Source organism: Streptomyces sp. NPDC057565 (assembly GCF_042801455.1).
GTDB classification, from domain to species: domain Bacteria; phylum Actinomycetota; class Actinomycetes; order Streptomycetales; family Streptomycetaceae; genus Streptomyces; species Streptomyces yanii.
Genome location: NZ_JBHVFU010000060.1, coordinates 12,456 through 32,060 on the forward strand (window position 1 = coordinate 12,456; position 19,605 = coordinate 32,060).

Here is a 19,605-nt window from a genome sequence, read left to right on the forward strand (position 1 = left end):
TGCGTCAAGGACGTGTGAGCGCATGGGCTGCCCGTACCGGTGATGGCCATGTCGAACGGGCGAGCCCACCGCTCATGCGCTGCTCAGGGGATCAACGGCCGGTGGCACGCGGCTGTGCGGCCCGGGGCGACCTCATGCATCACGGGTGTCTCTGCTGAGCAGCGGGCATCGGCGAGTGGGCAGCGAGTTCGGAAGCGGCAGCCGGAGGGCGGGGCCAGCGGGGACGGCGGGTCGGCGGGGAGCAGGCCGGTGTCGCCGAGGGGGCGGCCGGGTTCGGGGACGGCGGCGAGCAGGGCGGCGGTGTAGGGGTGGGCGGGGGCGGCGAGCACCTCCTCCGTTGGGCCCTGTTCACAGAGCCGGCCGAGCTGCAGCACGGCGACGTCGTCGCTGACCGCCCGCACCACGCCGAGGTCGTGCGAGATGAACAGGCTTGCCAGGCCGCGTTCCTCGGTGAGCCGTCGGAGCAGGTTGAGCACGGTGGCCTGGGCGGAGACGTCCAGTGCGGAGACCGCTTCGTCGGCGATCAGTACGCGGGGTTCGGCGGCGAGCGCCCGGGCGATGGCGACCCGCTGGGCCTGGCCGCCGGAGAGCTGGCCGGGGCGGCGGTCGCCGAACAGGTCGGACGGGAGGCCCACCGCATCCAGCTGTCGTGCGACGACGACCGCGCGGTCGCGCGCCGGATCCGGGTGGGCGTCAAGTGGTTCGGCAACCAGGTCGCTGACCCGGCGGCGTGGGTTGAGTGAGGAGAGCGGGTCCTGGAAGACCATCTGCATTCGGGGACGCAGCGCGCGCAGGGCGCGCGGCGTGAGGGTGGCGAGGTCGGTGCCGTCGAGGGTGACGGTGCCGGCACTGGGCGGGGGCAGCCGCAGCAGGGCCTTGGCAATGCTGCTCTTGCCTGAGCCGGACTCACCGACCAGGGCGAGGGTGCGGCGCTCGCGCAGGGTCAGGTCGACCTCGCTGACGGCGTGCAGGGGCCCGGACCGGGTGCGGTGGACCACGGAGAGTCCGGTGGCGTGCAGGACGGCGGTCATGCGGCGTTCTCCGATATGGTCAGGGGGAAGTGGCAGCTGGCTGTGTGCCCGGGACCGGCCAGGTGGACGGCGGCCGGCGCCACGGTGCAGACGGCCTGGGCGCGTTCGCAGCGCGGCGCGAACGGACAGCCCGCGGCTGGCTGGGAGAGGTCCGGCGGCGAGCCGGGGATGGCCGGCAGAGTGCGCCTCAGTGGTCCGGTGACGCGCGGAACGGAGCGCAGTAGCGCGGCGGTGTACGGGTGGGCGGGGCGTTCGGTGACCACCTCGGTGGGGCCGGTCTCGACGATCCGGCCGCCGTACATGACCGCGATCCGCCGGGCCCGGCCGTAAAGCAGGCCGATGTCGTGGGTGATCAACAGGGTGGCCAGGCCGCGGGTCTCACGATGGCGGTCGAGCAGGTCGAGGACGGTGCGCTGGACGGTGACGTCGAGGGCGGTGGTGGGTTCGTCGGCGAGCAGCAGGGCGGGGGAACCGGCCAGGGCTGCGGCGATGCCAGCGCGCTGGCGCAGCCCGCCGGAAAGCTCATGCGGGTAGGCGCGGGCCCGCCGGGCCGGGTCGGGGACGTCGACGGCTGCGAGGAGTTCGGTGGCCCTCTCGCGGCGGGCGCGGCGTGAGAGCCGGCGCCGGTTGGTGATCGACTCGGTGATCTGGTCGGCGATCCGGATGACGGGGTTGAGCGAGGTCATCGGGTCCTGGTGGACCATCGCGACGCCGGTGCCGAGGAGTTCGGCGCGTCGGTCGGGAGTGGCGGCGAGCAGTTCCTCGCCCTGGAACAGAACCTGCCCGGTGGTGGCGACCCGGGTGGTGCGGGGGTGGACGCCTAGGACGGTGCGGGCGAGGACGGACTTGCCGGAGCCCGACTCGCCGACCACGCCGAGACATTCGCTGGCGTCGATGGTGAGGTTGATGCCGTGCAGGATGTGCAACGACCGGCCGTCGGGGGTGTCCAGGGTGGTGTCGAGCGAGCGGACGTCCAGCACCGGGGCGGTCATGCGCGTACTCCCTTCGGTGCGGGCGAACGCAGGTGTTCGCCGAGGTAGTTGAGGGCGAGGACGGTCAGGCAGAGCACGGCGGCTGGAGCGAGTGAGATCCAGGGCGCGCTGCCGAGGGTGGTACGGCCCTCGGCGATGACGCCGCCCCAGGACGGTTCCGGCGGGCGCAGCCCGAAGCCGAGGAAGCTGAGCGATCCCTCGGCGACGATGGCGACCGTGGTTGCGGTGAAGGCGAAGGTGAGTGAGGCCGGTGCGACGTGCGGGACGATCTCGCGGCACAGGATGCGCAGCGGGGCGGTGCCGATCATGCGGGCGGCCTGCACGAAGCCGCGCTCGCTGAGCGCGAGAACGACCGCCCGGACCACGCGGGTGAAGTGCGGAACGGTGAACAGGCCGATCAGGGCACCGATCACAGGCAGGCTGGGGCCGCGCAGGGACACCACGATCATCACCAGGATCAGCGTGGGTACGGACATCAGCAGGTCGGTGGCGAAGCCGATGGCCTTGTCGACCGGGCCGCGGAACCAGCCGGCGGCGAGGCCGAGTGCGCCGCCCCCGATGAGGCCGACGGCGATGGTCAGCGCGGCGACCGCGAAGGAGGCACGGGCGCCGGCGACGGTGCGCTGGAGGACGTCGCGGCCGGAGGCGTCGGTGCCCAGCCAGTGGTCCGGGCCGGGCGGGGCGGAGGGGGCGGTGAAATCTCCGTGCAGAGGGTCGAATCCGGGCAACAGGGGCAGCAACAGCGCGGCGAGTGCGACCACGCCGAGCCAGGCGCTTGCGGCGAGGACGCCCGCCGGGGGCCGCCACCGGGCCGGACGGGCGGTGCGGGCGGGCTTCGCCAGGGTGGTGTCAGCGGTGGTCATGAGCGATCCTCGGGTCGAGCTTGCGGTACAGCAGGTCCACCGCGAGGGTGGCGGCGACGACGGCGGCAGCGCTGACCACCGTGACGGCCTGGATGACGGGGAAGTCGCGGGCGTTGATGGAGCCCGCAGCGAGACTTCCGACACCTGGCACCCCGAACAGCGTCTCCACCAGCACCGAGCCGCCGAGCGACGTCCCGATGCCGATCCCGATCAGGGTGACCAACGGCAGCGAGGACGGCCGAAGGGCGCGCCGCAGCAGCAGCCGTGCGGTGCCCATGCCGCGGCTGCGGGCGGCGGCGACGTACGTCTGGTCGAGGGTGTCGAGCAGTTGGCCGCGCAGGGTGCGGGTGAAGACGGCGGCCTCGGTGAGGCCGAGGGTGAGCGCGGGCAGCACCAGATGCCTCAGGTTTTCCGCCGGGTCCTCGGTGAACGGCGTCCAGCCGGTGGCGGGCAGGATCCGCAGCTGGACGGCGGCGATCCAGATCAGCAACAGGCCGAATACGAAGCCGGGTATTGCGAGCCAGACGAACGCCCCCGCGGTGGCGATCCGGTCCACCGAACCGCCGGGCCGCCAGGCCGAGAGCAGGGCCACCGGCAGGGCCAGGCAGAGCGCCACCAGCTGGGCGGCGACGAAGAGTTCGAGCGTGACCGGGATCCGGTCGGCCAGCTCGGTGGTGACCGGGACGCCGGTGCTCAGCGAGTGCCCCAGGTTGCCGTGCAGGGCGTCGCCGAGCCAGCGCCAGGTGGCGGCGAGGACGTTCTCGTTAAGCCCCAGCTTCGCCTCGTACGCGGTGATCTGCTCGGGGGTGGCGGTGGGCCCGAGCGCGGCGACAGCAGGGGATCCGGGCATCAGGTGCGGAAGGGTGAGCGCGGCGAGGGTGACCAGCAGCAGGACGGCGACCGCGCGGCCGAGCCGCCCGGCGGCGCCGAGAATCCGGGACGTCACTTCTTCACCCACAGGCCGGCCGGGGAGACGTTGATGACGGTCCGCCTGGACAGGTCGGGCAGTCCGCCGACCTTGGCGGAAGCGAGGAAACCGGCCGGACTCTCGGTGAGGAAGAGCATCGGGGCATCCGCGACGATCGCCTTGGCGGCCTCGTTGTAGGCGGCGCCGCGCTTGGCGGCATCCAGCTCGGCGCGTCCGGCCGCGATCGCCTGCTCGGCCTCCGGCTTGCTGTAGCCGGTGAAGTTGTAGGGAGAGCGGGCGGTGTAGAGGCTGTTCAGCGCGGAGTCGGTGTCGCCGAACATGCTCGTGACGAAATCCATCACCTGAAACTTGCGCTGAAACATCGCGGTGCCCAGGCTCGCGGCGTCCATTGGCTTGATGGTCATCTTCACCCCGGCCTCCGCGAACATCTGCTGGAGCACGGTGGCTCGCTGCTGGGCCTCGGGGCGGTTGTCGACCAGGTAGTCGAAGGAGAGGTCCGGGTGGCCGGCCTCTGCGAGCAGGGCGCGGGCCTTCGCCGGGTCGTGGGCCGGGTAGGTGTTCGCGGCGTGGTACGGGGAGCGGGAGCCGATCGGGCCGTCGGCGACCGTTCCCTGGTCGAGGAAGACAACCTTCTCCACGGCCTCGCGGTCGACGGCGTATTGGAGCGCCTGGCGCACACGGGGGTCGTCGAAGGGTGCAGCCTTGGTGTTGAACAGGACGGTGGAGGTGGCGCCGGGCCCGGTGGCGGTGCGCAGGCCGTCGCCGGCGGCCTGCTTGAACTGGGCGGGGGTCTCGGTCCAGATCAGGTCGGCGTCGCCGGAGCGCAGTGACTGGTAGCGGCTGTCGGAGTCCGGCAGCACCTGGTAGACAATCTTGTCGGCGTGGCCCTTGGCCCCCCAGTAGGCGGGGTTGCGCGCCACGGTGACCGAGACGCCCGGCTGGACGCTCTCCACGGTGTACGGGCCGGATCCGACCGCCGCTCCCTCAGCGTTGGGGGTCTCGGAGATGTAGCCGAGCGAGCGGGTGAAGAGGCCGGGGAAGGCGGCGTTGGGCGCCTTGAGGGTGAAGTCGACGGTGGTGGGACCGTTCGCCTTCAGCGCGCCGATGGTCGCCGCGTCGGCCGCGCAGGAGCACTTGCTCTCCGGCTTGGCGAGACGCTTCACGTGGTCGACGACCGCTTGGGCGTCCAGTGGCTTCCCGTCGCTGAACTTCACGCCCTCGCGCAGCTGAAGGGTCCAGCCGGTGGCGTCCGAGTTCGGGGTGAACGACTTGGCCAGGTAGGGCTGCACCACGCCGTTGTCGCCGTTGACCATCAGCGGGTCGTACAGGGCGTTGGCCAGGACCATCATCGGCATCGAGGTCAGCGTGCCGTCGGCCGGGTCGAGCTTGGTGAACGGCCGGTCCAGACCGACCTTGAGGGTTCCGCCGTCGACCGCCGGGCCGTCGGCCGCAGCGGCCTTGGCGGTTCCACCGCCGGATACCGCGTCGTCGGATGCCGTGCAGGCACCGGCGGTCAGGGTTACGGCGAGCGCGCAGGTCGTCGCTGCCAGAACGTACTTGTGCCGCTTCATGGTTCCTCTGGTTCCTCGGATCACAGGGGGAGGACGGCAGACAGGCTGCCGACGCCCACACCATTCCGGAACTGGCAGTACTGCCAAAAGGCAGTTGTGCAAATTTCCCGTGACCGGCTGCCGAAGACTTGGCGCGCGCCTTGAGCGGGCCTTGCCGGGCGTGGTTCGGTACTGCTCGTGGCGGCATACGACCCATCGTCACGACAACCGCCCGGCGACGGGCACACGGTGAGGAGCGGCAGACCGATGCAGAAGACGGGCCCCCTGGCGGAGCCGGGAATGCGCGACCGCAAGAAGGCACGCACCCGCGAGACCATCCGCACGGCGGCGTTGGACCTCTTCGAGGAGCAGGGCTTCGAACGCACCACGGTCGACCAGATCTGCCGCGGGGCCGACGTCGCCCATCGCACCTTCTTCCGCTATTACGCCACCAAAGAGGCCCTGCTCTTCGGCTACGACTTCGGTCAGGGCATCCTCGACGCCTTCGCCAAGGCACCCGCCGATCTGGGCCTTTGGGATGCGTTCGGCCATGCCGTGACCATCGCCGACGGCCGCCTGGAGGAGCCTGCCGATCACACCACCCGCCGCCGTCGGCTGCGTCGTCGCTTCCTGGAGATCCGCTCCGTCCGCGACTACGCCCTGATCCTGATCGACGACTTCGGACAGCAGGCTGCGGCCATCGCCGGCGAGCGACTCGGCGTCGACCCGCACACGGACCTGCGCCCCCTGGCGCTCGGCGCGATGCTCACCGGAATGATCCGGCGCCACCTGTTGACCGACTCCGAGACCGCGCTGCCGACCGCCTGGAGCGAGGCATACCGGGAAGTCCTGAGCTCCGGCCACTGACCGGCCCGGGCCGCTGCCGGGCTGCGCAACCGTTCATTGTCTCTCGCACCGCCCTCTCGCACTACCCCCTTCCCTCACACATTTCAGATCCTCCAGAAAGGCCCTTTATGTCCCTGATCAATTTCCGCGACCCCATCCTCGGTGCCGACCCCGAGGGCATGCGGATCCGTCCGGGCCTGCTCTACCGCTCCGCCCAGCCCTCCCCCCACGCCAACCACGCCACGCTCACCCAGCTGGACGACCACGGCATCCGCACCGTCGTCGACCTGCGGGGCATCGCCGAGTGCGAGCCCGCCGACTGGGCCGCCGCCGAGGCTGCGGGGATCACAGTCATAGCCGCCCGGATGGCTCCCACCACCGACACCATCGCGGCGGCTCTGCAGACCATGACCACCGCCGCAGATCTCGGCTCCTTCTACCTCCTGCTGGCCGAACAGTCGCCCGCTGCCGTCACCGCAGCGGTCGAGGCCGCCGCGCGCCCCGGCGGTGTCCTGCTGCACTGCGCCGCCGGCAAGGACCGCACCGGCCTGGTCACCGCACTGCTGCTCGACCTGCTCGGCGTGCCTGCCGAAGCGATCGCCGCCGACTACGCCCGCACCGGCGAGGCCCTGCCGCAGATCCGGGCCAACCTTGCCGAGCGTCACCCCGCCGCTCTCAACGACCCCGCCACCCGTGACGCCGTCCCCGCTCCACTGCTGGCGGCTCCCGCCGAGGCGATGACCGTCTTCCTCGACCTCATGCGTACCCGTCACGGCGGCGCCGCCGCCTTCCTCACCGCCTGCGGGACCACCGCAGACACCCTGGCCGCCTTCCGCTCCAAGACCTCCAAGGAGGCCCTCGCATGCTGACGCTGCGCCACCACGACGGCACACCTTTCCGCGACCTCAACCACAACGGCACCATGGAGCCCTACGAGGACCCCCGGCTGCCGGTCGAGGAACGTGTCGAGGACCTGGTGCCCCGGATGACCCTCGCCGAGAAGGCCGCCCTGATGTGCCACGGGCGGATGCACGCCGGGAACGCCCGTCCGGCCCTGCCCGGTGTCACGGTCCCGTCCGGCGCCGACCTGATCACCGAACGGGGCCTCACCTCCTTCGCCATGATGGCCGTCCCCGACGCCCGCACGATGGCCGAGTGGAACAACCACGTCCAGGATCTCGCCGCAGCCGAACGCCTCGGCATCCCTGTCACCCTCTCCTCCGACCCCCGGCACGGCTTCACCTCCAACCCCGCCACCGCGCACATCGGCGGCGGCTTCAGCGCGGGCCCCGACCCGATCGGCCTCGCCGCGACCGACGACCCCTCACTCGTCGAGGAGTACGCTGCCCTGATCGGCCGGGAACTGCGCGCCGTCGGTATTCGGGTCGCCCTTCACCCGATGGCCGACCTCGCCACCGAACCGCGATGGCCCCGTATCAGCGGCACCTTCGGTGAGGACGCCGATCGCGCCTCCCGGATGATCGCCGCCTACATCCGAGGACTCCAGGGGGAGCGGATCGGACCGGACAGCATCGCCTGTATGACCAAGCACTTCCCCGGCGGCGGCCCCCAGGCACGTGGCGAAGAGTCACACTTCGCCGCCGGCCGTCGACTCGTCTACCCCGGCGGCGCGTTCGAGCACCACCTGCGCCCCTTCGAGGCCGCCTTCGAGGCCGGCACGGCGCAGATCATGCCCGCGTACGCGATCCCCTCGGGGACCGGTCTGTCCGAGGTCGGCGCCAACTTCAACCGGGACGTCATCACCGGCCTGCTGCGCGGCCGGTACGGCTTCGACGGGGTCGTCTGCACCGACTTCAACGCCATCACCGGCACCGAGATCCCCGGCATCACCACCCTGCCGCCGCGCAACTGGGGCGTCGAGGAGCTGCCGGTGGCCGAGCAGGTCGTGCTGACCCTGGACGCAGGCGCCGACCAGCTCGGCGGCGAGACCGACCCCGCACTGATCCTGACCGCCGTCCGCTCCGGCGCGTTCAGCGAGGCACGTATCGACGAGTCGGCCCGCCGCATTCTGCGTGACAAGTTCCGCCTCGGCCTCTTCGACGACCCGTACGTCGACCCCGACGCTGCCGCCGAACGAGTCGGCGCTCCGGCCGGCGTAGAACTCGGCCGCCGGGTCCAGCAGCGGTCACTGGTCCACCTCGCCGGGCAGCCGGTCGCCGGGCAGCGGCTGTACACAGAGGGAATCGATCCCGCCGTCGCCGCCCGCTACGGCACCGTCGTGGAGCGGGTCGAGGACGCGGACGCCGCAATTGTCCGGATCACCGCACCGTACGAGAAGCGGGAGGGCTTCATGGAGCAGTTCTTCCATGCCGGCTCCCTGGAATTCCCGCAGGAGGAGTCGGAGCGTCTGCGCTCCCTCGCCGCCACTGTGCCCACCTGCTTCGCCGTCCACCTCGACCGCCCCGCCGTCCTTACCCCGCTCGCCGACCACGCGGCCCTCCTCATCGGCGAGTTCGGCGCCGACGACGACCTCGTACTCGACGCGGCCCTCGGGAAGGCGGCGATACCCGGATCCCTCCCGTTCGACCTCCCCTCCTCCATGGCCGCCGTCGAGGCCGCCCGCGAGGACGTGCCCTTCGACACCCACGCCCCACTGTTCCGCTGCGGCCACCCGACAGCCCGGTGAGCCACGCCCCCGCTGCGGGTGGCACCGCTTCGGCGCCACCCGCAGCGGGGCTGGGCTTTCCATCCCGCGGTCGGCCGCGAGGCCGACCGACGGCGCAATTCCGCCTTGCCAGAGACACGTCGCACCAGCCCAACCCACCACATTCACCGGGCCCTCGCGCACCCAGGGGCCCACCGGAGCAGCAAATTCTGCCTGACATCCCATCAGGGACAGTGCCGGGCGTGGGTCGAGCGAGCGTCAGCGCCGGGAGTCACCGAAGGTGCTCCGGGCTAGTACTCCAGCCGGACTTCTTCATTAGCGCTGGTCAACGGCTTGGGCGTGGAGAGTGTAACGGGCTGGAATGGGGGTGGGGCGGTCTTTGCCGGGCCGTCCCACGAACGTGTGGCCGCGGTGCTTGTAGTGGCAGCGGCGGGCGCGTGCTTGGTGGTGGCGGCGACGCCAGTGGGACCACGTCATCGCGTGGTCGCGGTCTGGAGCACGGTGGTGGGGTCCAACTGCCGGCAGACGTCGAATCTCGGCCGGTGTGAGGTCCACGAGGTCGGGTGTGTCCCGCTCGGTTTCCCCTTTTGTCGTTCCTGGGCGGCCAGGACGGCGAGGAAAGCGTGCGCGAGCATGGCGAGGGTGATGTGCCGGTACCAGCCCACGTAGCGGCGGACTTCGTACTGGTCCAGGCCGCATTCGTTCTTCGCGCTCTGGAAGCATTCCTCGACCTTCCAGCGGCAGCCGGCGATGCGTACGAGGTCGGCGACGGTGGCTTCCAGGGGTGCGCTGGCGAGGTAGTAGGCGATCTCGTCGGGCTTGGCGATGCTGCGGCGGGCCAGCATCCAGCGCTGCCGGGTGGGCTCGTCGCCGTCGAGCTCCCACACGTCCGGCAGGCGGGCTGCGGCCCAGTCGTAGAAACGCTCGCCCTTCGCGCCGGGGCCCGCGGACAGCCGCTGCCAGGCTTCGGGCGGGGCCTGGCCGATGAGAAAGTCGATGCGCGGGCCGTGGACCTGCTGGGACTTGGGCACGGCCACGACGTAGGAAAGCTGATGGCCTTCGAGGAAGCGGCGGAAGTGGGAGTCCTGGCCGTAGGCGGAGTCCGCGGTGACCCATCCGATGGGCAGGGGTGAGGTGAGGGCCCGCAGGATTATGGCCCTCGCCAGTTCGCCCTTGGTGGCGAAGACGCGGTCGTCGGGGACACGGGCGGCCCGGCAGCGTTCGCGGCCCTCGGTCCAGGACTTGGGCAGGTAGAGCTCGCGGTCGACCAGGGTGTGGCCGCGGGTGGTGGCGTAGGCGGCGAAGAGTCGGGTAGGACCGTCGCATTGCTGCGACGGTCCCCCCTCAGAACCGGCCGTGCGGGCTTTCCCCGCAGCTCGGCTCAAGCAAGCCCTGAAGACTCACAGGCGTGCAGTGCGGCAGGCCGCGTTGACGGGCCGGGCCGTGCCTGGGCTGATCCGGTGCTGGACCCGGTGGGCCAGTTCCGCCTTGCCCGAGGCGGTCAGGACAACCTGACCGTCGATCCCGGCCGTCTGGCGTCCTGCGTTGATCTCCGTGACCCGCCGCACGCTGAGCAGCGTGTTAGCGCGGGAGCGGAGCATCAGTTTCTGCAAGTTGCGGACCTTTTTCAGGTCCCCTGCCTGCGATGCCGTGAAGATTCTCTGCCGCAGTCGCCGTACTGACTCCTCCTGGGCCTGCCAGTCGATGGCCTCCCAGTCGGGTGGAGCGTCCTCCGGTCCGTTCACCGGGCCGGTGCTGGTCGCGGCCGGATCGGCAGCGGGTATGACCGTCACGGTGCCTAACTTGCCCTTCGGTTCCGGTTCCTGTCCGACAGCGTTCTTCACAGGCTCACCCGGCCCACGTCAGCACCCTTTCGGGTCCGGGCATGCACCCGTATCCGGCCAGTTATGCGGGACTCGGCGGAGGTGCCGATGCATGTCCCGGTTTCCTGTTGCCTTTCGGCGGCCGGCATTGGCTTCCTGGGCCGTCCTGCACCCGCTGGGGAGCTGGGCCTCCCTTACGGTCGGCTGACCAGACCAACAGGTCTGGACCCCAACGGGGTTGTCGCGTTCCACACGTGTGAGATGCGACCGGGGTGGGTGCCCTCATTACCCCGGGGCGGTGGTGTCCTCCCGGCCGACTCGGTGTCTTCGACCGGCACCCGCCGCTTCTCAGCGGCCAGCCCTGCACCCCGCTGTTGCTACCCATCTGCGAGGCTTGCCATCACGGAGCATCGTTGAGGGTTCAGTGAGCTTCACCCGTCCGGTCTTCCCCTTGCCTGTGACCCCCGGATGGAACGGGAGTCCTTGGGCTTCTTCCCCGAGCTTCGCACCCCGCCGTTACCAGCGACGCACGTCGGGGAGGGGACGGGCCTTGGACACTGGCCCGGGTTACGTCATCGGCATCATGCCGACCTCCTCTCTACGTAACCACTCACAGCGTGCGACCTCGCGTCGCACCGCCGATCTGGCAGTTCCCGGTGCGGCCTGGGACCTGTATTTCACCAGGGCGACTGTTCCGGCGAATCGATGTGCCGCCGCTCGCGGCCGTCCACTTCACCGGGTGGAACGGCCGGTGGAACCTGCGAATGTTCCGTGATTGGGAGTTACACCGAACGATTTACAGTGCCGGCCAGGACTCGAACTCAGACACAAAGGGTGGTTCGTGCGCAAGCCGGCCGGGGGAATTCCGCCGTGCAGCCGGGCCGGTGGCTCAGGACTGCAAGAATGGCCGTGACAGCCGTTGGGCGTACGGCGGCGGTATACGGGTGTGTTCCGGCGTGTACGCCTCCGAGTAGTGGGAAGCCCTCAGGCCATGACCGTCCAGCGCACATCCGTCGAGCAAGTCCGTCCCGTTCACCAGCTCAAGGTCAGTCTGGAAGGGATGAAGCCGCCGGTGTGGCGGCGGCTGGTAGTGCCGTCGGACGTCACGCTGGGCTCGCTGCATGACGTGATCCAGGTGGCGTTCGGCTGGGACGACATGCACCTGCACGCCTTCGAGGATCGCCTGGGCCAGCGATACGCCCCGCCGGAGGACGTCGGCCTCCCCGTCTTCGACGAGGAAGAGGCCGTCCTGGCGGATGCTCTGCCGCGCACCGGCAACCGTATGGACTATACCTACGACTTCGGTGACGACTGGCTGCACCGGATCACGGTGGAGGCGGTGCGCCCCGCCCAAGGGGGTGAGGGGGAGCGCGCGGTGTGCGCGGGCGGGCGCCGGGCCATGCCCCCGGCCGAGGACCTTGGTGGCGTATGGGGGCTGACCGGGCTGCTGGACCGGTACGGGGACGGGGAGCGCCCGAGCGCCACGGTCGTCCGGCGTGGCGGTGAGGAGTGGGTGGAGCACGACGGCCTGCACGACGAGGTGCTGGCGGGCCTGTACGAGGAGGGCTTCGACCCGGCTGCCTTCGACCCCGCCGAGCTCACCGGGGCGCTCGCACAGGTGCCGCTGCGCCGGGCGGCGGGCCCTCGGCGGAAGAGGCGCGCCGGGCCGGGCGGGCGCAAGACTCTGCCGGGGACGTATCGGTGCGAGTGCGGCGGTCTGCACCCGGTACCCGGCGGCGCGGGGCCGCTCCGCGAGGACGACGGGGCGGTTGGAGAGGTGTCGCTGTCCGATGTGCTGGGCGCCGTGGGCCTGCGGCTGCCGGCCGTGCGGCTGCCCGACGAGGTGGATCTGGCCCGCGCGGTGCGCGAGGTGCCCGCCTTCATGGCGGCGGTGCGGCTCGGGCACTGGTGCGGCGGCGGTCGAGAGCTGACGCCGAAGGGGCTGCTGCGGCCGAAGCTCGCCCGGCAGGCCGTGGAGGAGGCCGAACTGTGGCGCATTGACCCCGACGAGTGGGGCGATGCCGAGGAGCGGGCCGCGCGGCTGGCGAAGGTGCGAAGCGCGGCTGACATGGAGCCGCTGGATCTGCCCTGGGAGTGGTCGCTGAACTGCGGGTTCGTCGAGGTGGAGGGCAATCGTGCGCGGGCCGGCGGGGAACTGCCGGACGAGGGCGACGACATGGCGCTGCTGGCAGCCTGGCAGGAAGGGGTGGCGGGCGCGGCGGTCGAGCTCTCCCTCACCTTCCCCGCGATGGGTGGTTTGCTGGGCGAGCTGGCGCCGCTGCGGGAGCTGACTGACGAGGCACCGCCGCTGGTGTTCCTGATGCTGCTCGCGGCGTACGGGCTGCCCGACGGGGAGTGGCTTGATGCGGCCGCCTTCCTCACCAACGGTATGGAAGGGCTGCCAGAGGGCCCGGCCCGGCGGCTGGTGCGAGCGCTGCTGACCGAGCAGTACGACGACACCGCCGAAACGCTGGAGCTGTTCGGCGCCGCCGAACGCGAAGGCCACGAGCCTTCCTCAGGGCCCGAAACGGCCTGGCAGGTACCCCCAGTCGGGGACGTTGCCCTCGCTCTGCTGCTCGACGGCCTCGACGGCGGTGGGGAGGCCGCGCCGTCCCTCGGCCGTTTCCGGCTCACCGCACTGGGCCGTTCCGGACTGCGCATGCTGCTGGTGGCGGCGGGCGTGCCGGCGCCGGTGATCGGCTCGCTCGCCCAGGCGGACGCCCGTACACTGCTGGTCGCGCTCGACTCATACCCCTCCGAGGCGGATGCGGCGGCGGAGGTGGCGGGTTGGCTGGCGGCCCGCTCCGAGGCGGACGCGGCGGTGCAAGTGGTGGACGCCTGCGACGGTACGGAACCCGGCGACGCGCTCCGCCGCCTGCAGGCCCCGCGGGTGCTGGCCGCCGTGCTGGAGGCGGACCGCACCGGGCGAGCAAAGGCGGTGTTGCGCAAGGCGGCGGTCTCGAAGGTCACCGGCTGTTCGCACGCCGCGGCTTCGATGCTGCGCCGGATCGGTGAACCCGCCGAGGGGGACGACGCGTGGGGCTTGGAGTGGATGCTGGTGGACGGTGCGCTGCCGTTCGCCAGGGCTGGCGAACAGGCGCTGCGCGAAAGGCTGCTGGCGGGCCCCGAGGGTGGCAGGCGTCCGCTTGATCAAGTGGCCGAGTACGCCGACGACCTGTGGCGGGCCGGCCACCCGCACACCGGCGAGGTGCTCGGTGGGCTGGCCGACGCCGTCAAGTCCCTCGACAAGGCTCTGGCCAAGCGGCTGCGGAAGGCCGCGTTCAAGGCGGGGAGTGCGAATAACGCGGGGAGCGCCAAGTGAGTCTTCTCGTGAGGGAGATCGACGTCGAAGCCGGGCCGCTCGCCGACACCGCTGCTGTCGCCTGGGCGCGTGAGCACCTCGGCCGCGGCAGTTGGGCCACCGTGTTCGTGCCGGCCGAGCCGGCCCGGCTCGGCCGTCTGGTGTTCTACCGGCCTGCTGCCGAGGCCCGCCGCGTGCCTGCCCAGGCCGTCGCGCCGGGGGCAGTGGAGCGGGTCCGGCTGCCGCTGGTCCTGCCGCACGGCGGCACAGTGCGTACCCGCACTGTCGAGGGGTGGGCACTTGGTGCCGGCGATGCGCTCGCCCTTCTGCTCGACCTGCCCGTCTCCGGTGTCCATCCGTCGCTCGCCGCCTGGGCAGCCGTCGCCCGCCGAGCCCTGGAACTGCTCGGCGAGGGGCGTCTGTATCCAACGCTGACGTCTGACACGTACACCACCTGGCGCTTCGGGCCGCCCGGGGCGCGGGGCAAGCGCGACCTGGACGCGCTGGCCGCCGTGCTGCCCCCGTACGCCCACAACCTCCCCGTGCCTGCGGCGGACGGCGACCGGATGGTGCGCATCGCTGAACCGGCCACCTTGGTGCGGGAGTTCTGCGACGCGCTCGCCGACACCCTGCCGCGCACCCCGGCCGCCGTCTGGGCCATACCGGGCAATCCGTACGCCGACCGCGCCACCGCCCTGCATCCGCACCTGGCCGAGTGGGCGGCCGAGGCCGCCGCCGAGCGGGCCGCGCAGGTGAGCGTGGAGCTGCGGGTGGAGCCCCCGGCCGGGCACCGCCGCGCCTTCCGAGCCGTGCTGCAGCTGCGCACCGCGGCCGACCCGTCCCTGGTCCTCGACGCCGCCGAGCTGTGGGCCGACCCGCACCGCGCGCAGCGCCTGCTCGGCCCGCATGCCGAGGCCGAAGCGCTGCTCGCGCTGCGCCGCGCCGCCCGCGCCTGGCAGCCGCTGAAGCGCCTGCTCGCCGAGGCCGCCCCCAGCGCGCTCCGGCTCGACGACGAGGAGGCCATGGAGCTGCTGGGGGACGCCACCGACGTGCTGCGCACGGCGGGTGTGCGCGTGCACTGGCCACGCGAGCTGGTCAAGGCCCTCCAGGCGCGGGCGGAGATCGGAGCGGCCACCGCGCCCGGCGCGACCGTGGACACCCTGCTGGGCCGCGACGCCCTGCTTGATTTCTCCTGGCATGTCGCACTCGGCGGCCAGAGGCTCACCGAAGCCGAACTCGACCAGCTCGCCGAGGCCCGCCGCCCGTTGGTCAAGCTGCGCGAGCAGTGGGTGGTCGCCGACCCGAAGCTGGTGGCCCGCCTCAAGCGGCGGCACGGCTGCGAACTCGCCCCGCTGGACGCGCTCCAGGCGGCGCTGACCGGGGAGGTGGAGTGGGACGGCGAGCGCGTCGCGGTGGAGGCAGCCGGCGCTTTCGGTGACCTGGTCGCCCGGCTGCGCGACCCCGAGGAGCGCACCCCCGTCCGGACACCGGAGGGCCTGACCGCCACCCTGCGTGGCTACCAGCAACGGGGCCTGGCCTGGCTGGCGGACATGACCCGTCTCACGCTCGGCGGGATCCTCGCCGACGATATGGGCCTCGGCAAGACGATCACCCTGCTCGCTCTCCACCTGCACCGCCAGGGGCAGTCCGACACCGCGGGCCCCACCCTGGTGGTCTGTCCAACCTCCCTCCTCGGCAACTGGCAGCGCGAGGCCGCCCGTTTCGCCCCTGCCGTCCCGGTGCGCCGTTACCACGGCCAAGAGCGCACCCTCGACCACCTCGCCGGGGACGAACTCGTCCTGGTGACCTACGGCGTGCTGCGCCGCGACCGCGAGCGGCTCGCCGCCGTCAAGTGGTCGCTCGTCGCCGCCGACGAGGCCCAGCACGTCAAGAACCCGTACGCCTCCACCGCCCGCGAGCTGCGCGCTGTGCCCGCCCATGCCCGCGTCGCCCTCACCGGCACCCCGGTGGAGAACAACCTCTCCGAGCTGTGGGCACTGCTCGACTGGACCACCCCCGGCCTGCTCGGCCCGCTGTCTGCCTTCCGCGACCGCTTCGCGAAGGCCATCGAGCGCGGCGCGCTGGGCACGGAGGGCGACGAGGAAACCGCCGACCAGGCCCGGCAGGCCGCCGAGCACCTCACCCGGCTCACCCGCCCATTCCTGCTGCGCCGTCGCAAGTCCGACCCCGGCATCGCTCCCGAACTCCCGGCCAAGACCGAGACCGACCACCCCGTCGCCCTCACCCGCGAGCAGGTCGTCCTGTACGAGGCGCAGGTCCGCGAGACCATGGCCATCATCGAGAAGGCGGACGGCATCGCCCGCCGCGGCCTGGTGCTCAAACTCCTCACCGCGCTCAAGCAGATCTGCAACCACCCCGCCCACTACCTGCGCGAGACCGGCCCGCTGCCCGGCCGCTCCGGCAAGCTGGAGCTCCTCGACGAACTGCTCGGCACGGTGGTCGCCGAAGGCGAGAGCGCGCTGGTCTTCACCCAATACACGCAGATGGGCAAGCTCCTTCAGCGGCACTTCGCCGACCGCGGCATGCGCGCCCGCTACCTGCACGGCGCCACCTCCGTGCCGCATCGCGAGGGCATGGTCAATGCCTTCCAGCAGGGCGAGTTCCCCGTCTTCCTGCTCTCCTTGAAGGCCGCCGGGACCGGCCTCAATCTCACCCGAGCCACCCATGTGATCCACTACGACCGCTGGTGGAACCCGGCCGTCGAGGACCAGGCCACCGACCGCGCCTACCGGATCGGCCAGGATCGCCCCGTCCAGGTCCACCGGCTCACCACCCAAGGCACCGTCGAGGACAAGGTTGCCCGCCTGCTCGGCGCCAAGCGCGCCCTCGCGGACCAGGTCATCGCCTCTGGCGAGGCCGCCCTGACCGAACTCTCCGACGCCGACCTCGCCGAACTCATCGCACTCTCCAAGGAGTTCGAAGTATGACGCCCGCACGCGGGGCTCGGGCCCGCAAGGCCCCACGCACCGGCACCCGCGCCTTCGCCGCCACTTGGTGGGGCCAGGCCTGGGTGGACGCCCTGGAGGCATCCACCCTCGACGCCGGCCGCCTCTCCCGCGGCCGCACCTACACCCGCAAGGGCATGGTCGGCCCGGTCACCGCCGCCCCCGGCCTCCTGCGCGCCGAGGTCGAGGGCAGTAACCCCTGGCCCTACGACGCCGCGGTGCACCTGCGCGTCCTCACCGACGCCCAGTGGAACACCCTCCTCGACGCCATCGCCGTACAGGCCGGCCGCACCGCCGCCCTCCTCGACGGCGAGATGCCCGCCGACCTCGTCGACGACGCCCGCACCGCCGCAGTCCCCCTGCTGCCCGAGCCGAGCGAACTCGACCCCGAGTGCTCCTGCCCCGACTGGGGCTACCCCTGCAAGCACGCCGCCGCACTGTGCTACGCCACCGCCGCCCACCTCGACGACGACCCCTTCTGGCTCTTCACTCTCCGCGGCCGCACCAAGGACGCCGTCCTCGCCGCGCTGCGCACCCGCCGCCAGGCCCTCACCGGCACCACCTCACAGACCGACGACGCACCCCGCAGCCAGGGCGTGCCCGCCGGCGAAGCCTTCGCCTCCTTCAGCGGGGTCTTCAGCCCACCCGCCCCCGAGCCGGACGAGGCCGCGTCAGGTGAGCCCGAAGCAGTCCCTCTCCCGCTCACCACCGCGCCCCCGCCCGGCGCCCCCTTCACCCTCGACGACCTCGAAGCGATCACCCGCGACACCGCTCAGCTGGCCCGCGGTCTCGCCGCCGGGCACACCGCCTCGCTCACCAGCACCCCCCTCGAGGACGCCGTACGCCTCGCCGCGAGCGGCGTCGGCGAGGACCGGTTCCACCGGCTCGCCAGTGCCACCGGTCTGCCTGCACCCAACTTCACCCGCCTGGTCCGCGCCCGGCGCCACGGCGGACCCGCGGGCGTCGCCGTCGCCCGCGCACCTCTCAGCCCCGACCCCGCCGCGATGGCCGCCGCCCGCACCGCCCTCTTGGACCCCGATAACGCCGACGGTGTGGACCCCGCCGCCCGCACGGTGCGGCTGCGCGCCTGGCGCAACCGCCTCACCGCCGACAACGAAGGCATCCAGATCCGCCTCGGCCCCGACAACCGCTGGCACCCCTACATCCGCGAAGGCCACGGCACCGCCGCCGAATGGTGGCCCTGCGCCCCCGCCACAGCCGACCCCGTCGCCGCTCTCGTCGCGGCCCGCACCGCCGCCACGGCGAACTGACGGATTAAGCTGGCCAGGGCGCCCGAAGGAGGACACGATGACGACCGCATGGGACGCGCTCCCGCCCTGAATGCTGCCGCCCCGGCCGAGTGGTTGGGAGGCCGATGACCTCGACAACGCACCCGACCTCCCACGACACACCGAGCTGATCGATGGAGCGCTGAGTCGTTCAAGTCGTGGCCCTTCCCATGCGGGGACACGACTACTTCGCGATCTGAGCGCTCGGCCCTGTCTCATATTCGGTGGTGACGGAGATTCGTGAGGGTCGTTGGCATTCATGTGAGGGATGTCAACGAGCTTGTGCAGACGGTGTCTTCTGGGCTGTCCCCGCTGGTCATCGAGGATGTGGTCGACGGGGGTGAGCGGATCGTGGTGCGGGCACGGACTCCGCAGGACACCGCGGTCTGCCCGGTGTGTCAGGACGCATGCCCGGCTATCACCTGCGGACGGTAGCCGACGTGCCGGTCGACGGGCGCCAGGTGGTGGTCCGTGTGCGGGTGCGGCGTCTGGTGTGTCCCACGCTCGGCTGCTGCCACACCTTCCACGAACAGGTGCCCGGAGTCCTGGAGCGTTACCAGCGCCGCACAGCCCGCGCTTGTCGATATCGCGTCCAGGCGGATTACTGCGGCGGTGCTGCGGCCGACGACGAAGGCGGCTGACGCCTCCACCCTCGTGGCCTGCAGTGATACGCCAGAGACGATACGTTCGGGCTGGTCGGAGGCTCTGCGGATGTCCCGGTCGGTGCTGCCGCACCGGTGGCTGCTGGCCTTGGACGAGCGGCTGGAACACGCGGCGGCGAGGCCGGAGGTCGTGCCGGAGACGATCGTCTGCGATCACGGCAAGGCGTTCATTCAGCGCCGGAGACGCACGGCCGGCCACCTCAACAACCACCCTGCTGAGTCCAATTGATCCGAAACAGTAGGATTCTGAGTGGCTGATCCCTGTGCAAGTGAACTGATGGGACGCACCGCGGTTGTCGGCGTCGTCGTAAGAGGCCCCTCGGCTGCGAGCGGTGGCAGCGTGCCGGGCGCGAGGATGTCGCGACGGTGTTCCAGGAGTGGACCCGGGCAGGGGTTCACAACTGCTGGGCAGACACACCGTTTTGGCGAACATGGGCACGATGGGGTGAACGGCGCGATGAGCTGCGGGCATGCCCGGCGGGGTGTGGGTAACGTTCTCGGTGCGATCTGGGACGCCGGGTGTGGTGTCAGCGGTCGGGGCCCCGTGTCACCAGCGAGATGGTTCGGGGCCTCCCCGTCGCCTCCGGCCACACCCATACGGCCAGGTCGTAGGGATTCCGCCCGCCTGGAACGGAGCGCATAGGCGGTGCTCGTCTGGCGGGAGGAGAGCTGGCCTGCGATCCGGGCCAGGGCCGCCACGTCGTCCGATGGCGATGCCCTATAACACC

Annotated in this window: 13 protein-coding genes and 3 pseudogenes; 9 read left to right on the forward strand and 7 right to left on the reverse strand. The window is 71.6% G+C overall.

What is annotated here, in order from left to right; all coding sequences use genetic code 11:
• Window positions 1-83 precede the first annotated feature (83 nt).
• Genes ACFU8W_RS43500 through ACFU8W_RS43520 form a run of 5 tightly spaced genes read right to left on the reverse strand, consistent with a single transcriptional unit; the run spans window position 84 to window position 5,385 of the window.
• Entirely contained in the window at window positions 84-1,031 is a 948-nt protein-coding gene (locus ACFU8W_RS43500) for an ABC transporter ATP-binding protein (RefSeq protein WP_384050155.1), read from the reverse strand.
• Window positions 1,028-2,023 (reverse strand): ABC transporter ATP-binding protein, encoded by a 996-nt coding sequence (locus ACFU8W_RS43505; RefSeq protein ID WP_384050158.1) that lies wholly within the window; start codon window positions 2,021-2,023, stop codon window positions 1,028-1,030. The genes ACFU8W_RS43500 and ACFU8W_RS43505 overlap by 4 nt, the downstream gene beginning before the upstream one ends.
• Entirely contained in the window at window positions 2,020-2,886 is an 867-nt protein-coding gene (locus tag ACFU8W_RS43510; protein WP_384050161.1) for an ABC transporter permease, read from the reverse strand. The genes ACFU8W_RS43505 and ACFU8W_RS43510 overlap by 4 nt, the downstream gene beginning before the upstream one ends.
• Window positions 2,873-3,832, reverse strand: coding sequence for an ABC transporter permease (locus ACFU8W_RS43515; protein ID WP_384050164.1), 960 nt, complete (start codon window positions 3,830-3,832; stop codon window positions 2,873-2,875). The genes ACFU8W_RS43510 and ACFU8W_RS43515 overlap by 14 nt, the downstream gene beginning before the upstream one ends.
• On the reverse strand, window positions 3,829-5,385 hold the full coding sequence (locus tag ACFU8W_RS43520; RefSeq protein ID WP_384050166.1) for an ABC transporter substrate-binding protein: 1,557 nt from the start codon (window positions 5,383-5,385) through the stop codon (window positions 3,829-3,831). Before ACFU8W_RS43520 ends, ACFU8W_RS43515 begins: the two co-directional genes overlap by 4 nt.
• A 246-nt stretch (window positions 5,386-5,631) precedes the next feature.
• Between ACFU8W_RS43520 and ACFU8W_RS43525 the strand changes: the two genes are divergently transcribed.
• From ACFU8W_RS43525 to ACFU8W_RS43535, 3 genes are all read left to right on the forward strand, one after another.
• Window positions 5,632-6,231 (forward strand): TetR family transcriptional regulator, encoded by a 600-nt coding sequence (locus ACFU8W_RS43525; RefSeq protein ID WP_384050169.1) that lies wholly within the window; start codon window positions 5,632-5,634, stop codon window positions 6,229-6,231.
• A gap of 107 nt (window positions 6,232-6,338) precedes the next feature.
• Window positions 6,339-7,079, forward strand: a complete 741-nt coding sequence (locus tag ACFU8W_RS43530) for a tyrosine-protein phosphatase (RefSeq protein ID WP_384050172.1) — start codon at window positions 6,339-6,341, stop codon at window positions 7,077-7,079.
• Window positions 7,073-8,857 (forward strand): glycoside hydrolase family 3 protein, encoded by a 1,785-nt coding sequence (locus ACFU8W_RS43535; RefSeq protein ID WP_384050175.1) that lies wholly within the window; start codon window positions 7,073-7,075, stop codon window positions 8,855-8,857. The genes ACFU8W_RS43530 and ACFU8W_RS43535 overlap by 7 nt, the downstream gene beginning before the upstream one ends.
• A 452-nt stretch (window positions 8,858-9,309) precedes the next feature.
• On the opposite strand, the gene ACFU8W_RS43540 is transcribed toward ACFU8W_RS43535, so the two are convergent.
• Window positions 9,310-10,221: an IS701 family transposase gene (locus ACFU8W_RS43540; RefSeq protein WP_384050178.1), complete on the reverse strand. Its 912-nt coding sequence runs from the start codon at window positions 10,219-10,221 to the stop codon at window positions 9,310-9,312.
• 15 nt (window positions 10,222-10,236) lie between these two features.
• A complete protein-coding gene (locus ACFU8W_RS43545) occupies window positions 10,237-10,629 on the reverse strand; it encodes a reverse transcriptase N-terminal domain-containing protein (protein ID WP_384050181.1) in 393 nt (130 codons plus the stop codon).
• Between the two features lie 1,021 nt (window positions 10,630-11,650).
• On the opposite strand from ACFU8W_RS43545, the gene ACFU8W_RS43550 reads away from it, so the two are divergent.
• The 6 genes and pseudogenes from ACFU8W_RS43550 to ACFU8W_RS43575 form a co-directional block, all read left to right on the forward strand.
• The gene (locus ACFU8W_RS43550; protein WP_384050184.1) at window positions 11,651-13,981 is read left to right on the forward strand and encodes a hypothetical protein; all 2,331 of its coding nucleotides are present in this window, start codon (window positions 11,651-11,653) and stop codon (window positions 13,979-13,981) included.
• Window positions 13,978-16,908: a DEAD/DEAH box helicase gene (locus tag ACFU8W_RS43555; protein ID WP_384050187.1), complete on the forward strand. Its 2,931-nt coding sequence runs from the start codon at window positions 13,978-13,980 to the stop codon at window positions 16,906-16,908. The genes ACFU8W_RS43550 and ACFU8W_RS43555 overlap by 4 nt, the downstream gene beginning before the upstream one ends.
• Window positions 16,905-18,197: an SWIM zinc finger family protein gene (locus ACFU8W_RS43560; protein WP_384050190.1), complete on the forward strand. Its 1,293-nt coding sequence runs from the start codon at window positions 16,905-16,907 to the stop codon at window positions 18,195-18,197. The genes ACFU8W_RS43555 and ACFU8W_RS43560 overlap by 4 nt, the downstream gene beginning before the upstream one ends.
• A gap of 70 nt (window positions 18,198-18,267) precedes the next feature.
• Window positions 18,268-18,360, forward strand: a pseudogene (locus tag ACFU8W_RS43565) (Uma2 family endonuclease); the annotation flags it as partial.
• A gap of 110 nt (window positions 18,361-18,470) precedes the next feature.
• Window positions 18,471-18,799: pseudogene (locus ACFU8W_RS43570) on the forward strand (ISL3 family transposase); the annotation flags it as partial.
• Window positions 18,792-19,070, forward strand: a pseudogene (locus tag ACFU8W_RS43575) (integrase); the annotation flags it as partial. The pseudogenes ACFU8W_RS43570 and ACFU8W_RS43575, both read left to right, overlap by 8 nt.
• Window positions 19,071-19,605 lie beyond the last annotated feature (535 nt).